The sequence below is a fragment of the Mesorhizobium sp. M7A.F.Ca.CA.004.04.2.1 genome (genome assembly GCF_004022825.1).
Taxonomy (GTDB): Bacteria; Pseudomonadota; Alphaproteobacteria; order Rhizobiales; family Rhizobiaceae; genus Mesorhizobium.
On record NZ_RZPH01000269.1, the window covers coordinates 1 to 6,230 of the forward strand.

7 protein-coding genes and 1 tRNA gene are annotated in these 6,230 nt (G+C 62.2%); 3 read left to right on the forward strand and 5 right to left on the reverse strand.

Features of this window, described 5'->3' with window-relative positions; all coding sequences use genetic code 11:
* Positions 1 to 464: zinc-binding dehydrogenase (locus tag EN893_RS14280; RefSeq protein WP_164900854.1), on the forward strand; the 464-nt coding region annotated here is incomplete at its 5' end.
* Positions 465 to 526: 62 nt separating this feature from the next.
* Here the strand turns inward: EN893_RS14280 and EN893_RS14285 are convergent.
* Entirely contained in the window at positions 527 to 802 is a 276-nt protein-coding gene (locus EN893_RS14285) for a DUF1153 domain-containing protein (protein ID WP_013529904.1), read from the reverse strand.
* Between the two features lie 288 nt (positions 803 to 1,090).
* Here EN893_RS14285 and mnmA point away from each other — a divergent pair, with 288 nt between their 5' ends.
* Positions 1,091 to 2,281, forward strand: a complete 1,191-nt coding sequence (gene mnmA, locus EN893_RS14290) for a tRNA 2-thiouridine(34) synthase MnmA (RefSeq protein ID WP_127268013.1) — start codon at positions 1,091 to 1,093, stop codon at positions 2,279 to 2,281.
* A gap of 44 nt (positions 2,282 to 2,325) precedes the next feature.
* Here mnmA and EN893_RS14295 read toward each other — a convergent pair whose 3' ends face one another.
* A complete protein-coding gene (locus EN893_RS14295) occupies positions 2,326 to 3,291 on the reverse strand; it encodes a Gfo/Idh/MocA family oxidoreductase (protein WP_127268012.1) in 966 nt (321 codons plus the stop codon).
* A 240-nt stretch (positions 3,292 to 3,531) separates the two neighbouring features.
* On the opposite strand from EN893_RS14295, the gene EN893_RS14300 reads away from it, so the two are divergent.
* A tRNA-Met gene (locus EN893_RS14300) sits at positions 3,532 to 3,608 on the forward strand.
* Between the two features lie 176 nt (positions 3,609 to 3,784).
* Here EN893_RS14300 and EN893_RS14305 read toward each other — a convergent pair.
* From EN893_RS14305 to EN893_RS14315, 3 genes are read right to left on the reverse strand one after another with little or no spacing between them, the layout of a single operon-like run.
* Positions 3,785 to 4,213, reverse strand: coding sequence for an acyl-CoA thioesterase (locus EN893_RS14305; RefSeq protein WP_127268011.1), 429 nt, complete (start codon positions 4,211 to 4,213; stop codon positions 3,785 to 3,787).
* Positions 4,210 to 5,145 (reverse strand): 3-keto-5-aminohexanoate cleavage protein, encoded by a 936-nt coding sequence (locus EN893_RS14310; protein WP_127268010.1) that lies wholly within the window; start codon positions 5,143 to 5,145, stop codon positions 4,210 to 4,212. Before EN893_RS14310 ends, EN893_RS14305 begins: the two co-directional genes overlap by 4 nt.
* Positions 5,146 to 5,176: 31 nt before the next feature.
* Positions 5,177 to 6,181: an ABC transporter ATP-binding protein gene (locus EN893_RS14315; protein ID WP_348629739.1), complete on the reverse strand. Its 1,005-nt coding sequence runs from the start codon at positions 6,179 to 6,181 to the stop codon at positions 5,177 to 5,179.
* Positions 6,182 to 6,230 lie beyond the last annotated feature (49 nt).

The window sequence follows — 6,230 nt, forward strand, 5'->3', positions numbered from 1 at the left end:
GCGTCGGTCATCTGGCGGTGCAGATCGCCAGGGCGCGCGGCGCCTACGTTGTCGCCACGGTCAGCCCGGGCAAGCTCGATTTCCTCCGCGAACTCGGCGCCGACGAGGTCATCGACTACACCAAGGGCGATTTCACCGATAAGGTTCGCGACATCGATCTGGTGCTGGATCCAATGGGCGGCGACCACGCCCAACGCTCGCTGAAGGTGCTCAGGCGTGGCGGCGTTTTGGTGTCATTGCTCGATGTCGGCGACAACACCAGGACCCAGGCCGGCGCGCGAGACATTCGGGTCGAGCGTATGTCCGTCGTTCCCGACAGGGAGGGCCTGGTGGAACTGGCTCGGTTGATCGATGCCAACAAGCTCGCCGTCCATGTGGCGAAGAGCTTCCCGCTGGACCAGGCGGGGGCCGCTCACGCCTTCCTCGCCACCAAGCCGATCGGCAAGGTTGTGCTATCGCTCTGAGCGGGAACGGTGAAAACAGAAGGGCGCGGGGTTAGCCGCGCCCTTCGTCTAAATTCGCAATGTCAGTGCCGGTATTGCTGGATGCGTGTCGTGCGCAGCCCGGCAAGGCCATATTCGTCGATCGACGCCTGCCAGGACAGGAATTCCTCGGTGGTGAGCTTGTAGCGTTGGCATGCCTCGTCCAGGCTCAAAAGCCCGCCGCGCACGGCCGCAACCACTTCCGCCTTACGCCGGATAACCCAGCGACGTGTATTGGTCGGCGGCAGATCGGCAATCGTAAGAGGGCTGCCGTCAGGCCCGATAACATATTTGACTCTCGGTCTAACCAGATCGGTCATCGTACTCTCTACAAAAAACTCAAAGACCCAATCCCCGCCACGTTACCGCCACAGCTTTAAAAATTGCCTAAGCAGACCCTAATGACTAGGTAAGGATCATGAACGCCGCGTTAGTCTTTTCGCCGGCATTTGAAACATCTGCCCGCAAACGCTGATTTGCCGGGGAAAATGCATCCCCTGGCGGAGATCGGCCGCAACCGGTGAATCGCCCTGCACGCTGGCGCGCCGGTAAAGCTTGACCTATATTCTCGACATTGGCATTGAGGCGCCGCGCAGAACGAAAGCATCATGAACAGTCTCAATCTTCCCGGACGTCCCGAAAACACCCGCATCGTCGTCGCCATGTCGGGCGGCGTCGATTCCTCTGTCGTCGCAGGCCTGCTGAAACGCGAGGGCTACGACGTCGTCGGCGTCACCTTGCAGCTCTACGACCACGGCGCGGCGACGCACCGGGCCGGCTCATGCTGCGCCGGGCAGGACATCGACGATGCCCGCCGTGTCTCCGAGACGCTCGGCATCCCCCATTATGTGCTCGACTACGAGGAACGCTTCCGCAAGGCGGTCATCGATCCCTTCGCCGAGAGCTATGTCGCCGGCGAGACGCCGATCCCGTGCGTTTCCTGCAATCAGACGGTGAAGTTCGCCGACCTCCTGGCCACCGCCAAGGAGCTCGGCGCCGACGCGCTGGCCACCGGCCACTACATCCGTTCCGGCGCCAACGGCGCCCACCGCGCGCTCTACAGGCCCGTCGACGCCGACCGTGACCAGAGTTATTTCCTGTTCGCCACCACGCAGGCACAGATCGATTATCTGCGCTTTCCCCTCGGCGGCCTGTCGAAGCCGCAGGTTCGCGCCATCGCCGAGGAGATGGGGCTGGCGGTTGCCGCCAAGCAGGATAGCCAGGACATCTGCTTCGTGCCGCAGGGCAAGTATTCCGACATCATCGCCAAGCTGAAGCCAACCGCGGCCAATCCGGGCGACATCGTCCACATCGACGGCCGCGTGCTCGGCCGCCATGAGGGCATCCTGCGCTACACGATCGGCCAGCGCCGCGGCATCGGCATCGCTTCCGGCGAGCCGCTTTACGTCGTCCACCTCGATGCCGACCGCGCTCGCGTCGTGGTTGGCCCGCGCGAGGCGCTGGAGACGCACAAGATCTATCTGCGCAATATGAACTGGCTGGGCGACGGACCGCTCACAGACGTCCCTGCAGGCGGCCTGGAGCTGTTCGCCAAGGTCCGCTCGACGCGGCCGCCGCGCCCGGCCGTGCTGCATCATCGTGCCGGTGCCACATGGGTGGAACTGGTCGACGGCGAATCCGGCATCGCGCCGGGCCAGGCCTGCGTGCTCTACTCCGATGACGGCAACGAAGCTCGCGTGTTCGGCGGCGGCTTCATCGAGCGTTCGGAGCGTGGCGCCGAGGCCGAGGCGATGCTGACCCGGCTTGCCGCCAGGCCGGCCCAGATACCTGCCGAATAAGATACCTGCCGAATAAGATTCCCGCCGAATAAATAATCCGCGCTTCAGGAATTCGACTTGGTGTGGGTGACCGTGCCGGCGGTCAGGATGCGCAGCACCCTGATCGCTTCCTCGCCGCTGGTGCGCGGCTCGGCACGCGTCTCGATGCACTGGATGAAATGCTCCAGCTCGCGTGTCAGCGGCATGCCCTGGGCAACCGCGACATAGGATGGCTCATTGGTGGTGAAGGCCCATTGGCCGCTGTCCTGCCACACTGCATGGCGGTAGACGGCAAGCTTGCGTTCCCATGGCTCGACATCGTCGAACACCGCCATCGCCTTGGTGCCGACCACGGTCAGCCGCCGCTCGCGATAGGGATTGAGACGCGAGGTGAAGAGATGGCTGCGCAGGCCGTTGGGGAAGCGCATGTGCAGATGCGCGAAGTCGCTGAGATTGTCGAGCAGGGCGGCCCCCTCGCCGCGCACCTCGATCGGCTCCGTGCCGGTGATCGCCAGGATCATCGACAGATCGTGCGGCGCCAGGTCCCACAGCGCGTCGTTCTCTGTGTGGAACTTGCCGAGGCCGAGCCGGTGCGAGTGGATGTAGCGGACTTCGCCGAGTTCGCCCTTGTCGATCAGCCCTTTCAGCGTCTCGAAGGCGGGGTGGAACCGCAGGACATGGCCGACCATGAAGACGCGGCCATTGTCCTTGGCCGCCTGCACCGCACGCTCGGCGTCGGCAACCGTCAGCGCGATCGGCTTTTCCACCAGCACGTCCTTGCCGGCCGTGACGGCACGCACGGCAAGGTCGGCATGGAATTGCGGCGGCAGCGCCATGACGATGGCGTCGATATCGTCACGCACGAACAACTGGTCCGGCTCGATCGCCAGGCAGTCCTGCTCGCTGGCGAAGCCTTCTGCGCGGGCCCGGTTGGTGTCGGAGACCGCGTACAGCGCGCCGAGCGCCTTGAGAGTGCGGATGTGGTTGCTGCCCCAGTATCCGCAACCGAGGACTGCTATGCGCGGCTTCATCTGTTTCAAACTCTAAAAACTCGTGGCCGAGACATAGCGACGTGCCCCTTCGAACTCAACCCCGGCGGCGGCAACCAAATGTCCGCATGGCAAAGCTTTTCGATAATGACGATAAGCCGGCAAGCCGGTTGCTTCGAAGCTTGACAGGCTCACCCTCCCAACCTTATATCCGCGCGACCTTGGCGAACGCCCCCGACATGCCTTTCGATTTGAGGCGGATTTCGGGCCTTTCGCCGCCCTGGCGGGGTAGCTCAGTTGGTTAGAGCACGGGAATCATAATCCTGGGGTCGGGGGTTCAAGTCCCTCTCCCGCTACCACTTCAACGCCACTATCGTACGCAATGGCCGATTGTGGCGGGCTGCCCCATGCGGTGTCCTGTGCGATAGCGGCATACCTGACCTTCGTAGGGCGAGTAGAAGCCTTCAGCGACCTACAGCATCTCGCTCAGTGACGCCAATGCGGCTAACGATGCCGTCACCGGACATTCTCGCCGTCACCCACGCGTATCGGCTTCACCCCTCGGGAGTTTCGCGCTCGCCTGCCGGGCTTCGCCTTCGATCTCGATCTTGCTCCGCGCTTGAAGATCGAAGCGTACCGTTACGGTGCGCATGCGCGCATGCAGGACTCCATCCAGCGTGCCGCGCATTTCATGTAGATAAGTCAGCGACGATTTCCCAAGCTTTTCTATAACGCTGCGAACGGTGACCAGGGTTCCCGCCGCGGTTTCATGCACGTAGTCGATCTCCATCCTTACATCCGCCCAGCCGAGGGTCGGCGTCAAACGAGGATCGGCAATCCTGCCCAGAAACTGGAAACTGGCGTCATCAAACATGGCCACATAATGACGAACGTTGAGATGGCCCATCGCGTCGCACATCCAAGGATGCACGACGCCGACATAGGTTTCGATGCCGGGCGTCAAAACCCGACCTCGTTTGCGCCCTTGAGATCCAGCAGTTGACGGGCTTCGTCGGGCGTCGCGATTTCGAGCGACAACTCGTTGAGAATGCGCTTTATCTTGGCAACCTGTTCGGCATTGCTCTTAGCGAGCGTGCCCTTGCCGACATAGAGGCTGTCTTCCAAACCGACCCGTACATTGCCGCCCATGATCGCGCCCATCGTGCAGAGATTTATCTGGTGCTTGCCCGCGGCAAGGATCGACCAGAGATAATCGTCTCCGAACAGCCGATCAGCCGTCCTGCGCATGTGCATCATGTCTTCTGGGTCGGCGCCGATTCCGCCCAGCAGCCCGAAGATCGTCTGGACGAAAAGCGGCGGCTTCAGCAGCTTGCGGTCTAGAAAGTGCGCAAGCGTGTAGAGGTGACTGACATCGTAGCACTCGAACTCGAACTTCGTGCCGTAGGCCTGGCCGACTTCGACGATGATACGCTCGATCTGCTCGAACGTGTTGGAGACGATGCCCTTCTTTGTGTCTTCCAGGTAGCCCTTCTCCCAGTCGTACTTCCAGTCGGTGTATTTCGGCGCGATTTGGTGCAGGGCGAAATTCATAGATCCCATATTGAGCGAGCAGAGTTCCGGCTTCGAAGCGTGCGCGGCTTCAAGGCGCTCTTCGAGGGTCATCTTCAGCCCGCCGCCGGTGGAAATGTTCATCACGGCGTCGGTCTGCTGCTTGATGCGCGGCAGGAAATCCATAAACAGCTTTGGATCAGGGGTAGGCTTGCCGGTCTCCGGATCGCGGGCATGCAGATGGATCACCGACGCTCCGGCTTCGGCTGCTCCGACGGCGGCGTCGACGATCTCGGACGGCGTTATCGGCAGATACGGGCTCATCGTCGGCGTGTGGATCGAACCGGTGACCGCACAGGTGATGACGACTTTCGGCGATTTCTTCATGGTTGAACTCTCCCTTGTCTGCCTTTTGTTGCTATCTCTCGAGCGCGAGGCAATCCTCACGACCACAGCCCAACCGAACCGCCTCGCCCGCATTGAGTTCGGACCGAGACGACGATGCGGCAAGCTTGACAATGAATTTCAGGCCGCCCGCCGTCACAGCGACGAGCCGGATGTGATCCCCGACATAAACGGACTGAACGACGGTTGCCGCAATCACGTTGAGGGCGGTGGAGCCATCGTGCAATAAGGACATGCGCTCGGGCCTGATCGACAGCGTCACCCTGGCGCCCGCAGGGGGCGTCGCGCCAGGGGAAATGGCGTTCAACACCAGATCGCCATCGTCGAGATGGACGGCCACGCCACCGTTTTCACCGCCGGCAAGCACGGTGCCGGACATGCGGTTGTTCTCGCCGATGAAGCTCGCCACAAAGCTGCCCGTCGGACGCTCATACAGTTCGCGTGGTGTCGAAAGCTGCTCGATGCGGCCGGCGCTGAACACCGCGATCCGGTCCGACATGGTCAGCGCCTCGGTCTGGTCGTGTGTCACATAAACGAACGTGACGCCGAGCCGGGCATGGATATCCTTGATTTCGAACTGCATCTGCTCGCGCAATTGCTTGTCGAGGGCGCCGAGCGGTTCGTCCATCAGGACAAGATTTGGTTCGAAGATCAGGGCGCGGGCAACCGCGACGCGTTGTTGCTGGCCACCCGAAAGCTGCGCCGGACGCCGGTTGCCGAATTCGGGCAACTGGACCATGTCGAGAACGTTCCTGACACGTCGCGTCACCTCGTCGCGGCCAAGTTTGCGGACCTCGAGCGGGAAAGCCAGGTTTTCGGCGACCGTCATGTGCGGGAAAAGCGCGTAGTTCTGGAACACCATGCCGATGCCGCGACGATTGGCGGGAACGTTGTCGATGCGCTGACCGTCAATGAGGATTTCGCCCTCGGTCGTATCTTCGAACCCCGCAAGCATCATCAACGCCGTCGTCTTGCCAGACCCGGAAGGCCCCAGCAGCGTCAGGAATTCGCCGCGCATGATTTCCAGGTCGAGCTGACGCACCGCCTGGACCGTCTGCCCGTAGCGC

Excerpts from the sequence above, each read along its gene's own strand:
- EN893_RS14285 (WP_013529904.1), bottom strand. The coding sequence starts at position 802 with ATGACCGATCTGGTTAGACCGAGAGTCAAATATGTTATCGGGCCTGAC.
- mnmA (WP_127268013.1), top strand. The coding sequence starts at position 1,091 with ATGAACAGTCTCAATCTTCCCGGACGTCCCGAAAACACCCGCATCGTC.
- EN893_RS14295 (WP_127268012.1), bottom strand. The coding sequence starts at position 3,291 with ATGAAGCCGCGCATAGCAGTCCTCGGTTGCGGATACTGGGGCAGCAAC.
- EN893_RS14310 (WP_127268010.1), bottom strand. The coding sequence starts at position 5,145 with ATGAAGAAATCGCCGAAAGTCGTCATCACCTGTGCGGTCACCGGTTCG.
- EN893_RS14315 (WP_348629739.1), bottom strand. The coding sequence starts at position 6,181 with ATGCGCGGCGAATTCCTGACGCTGCTGGGGCCTTCCGGGTCTGGCAAG.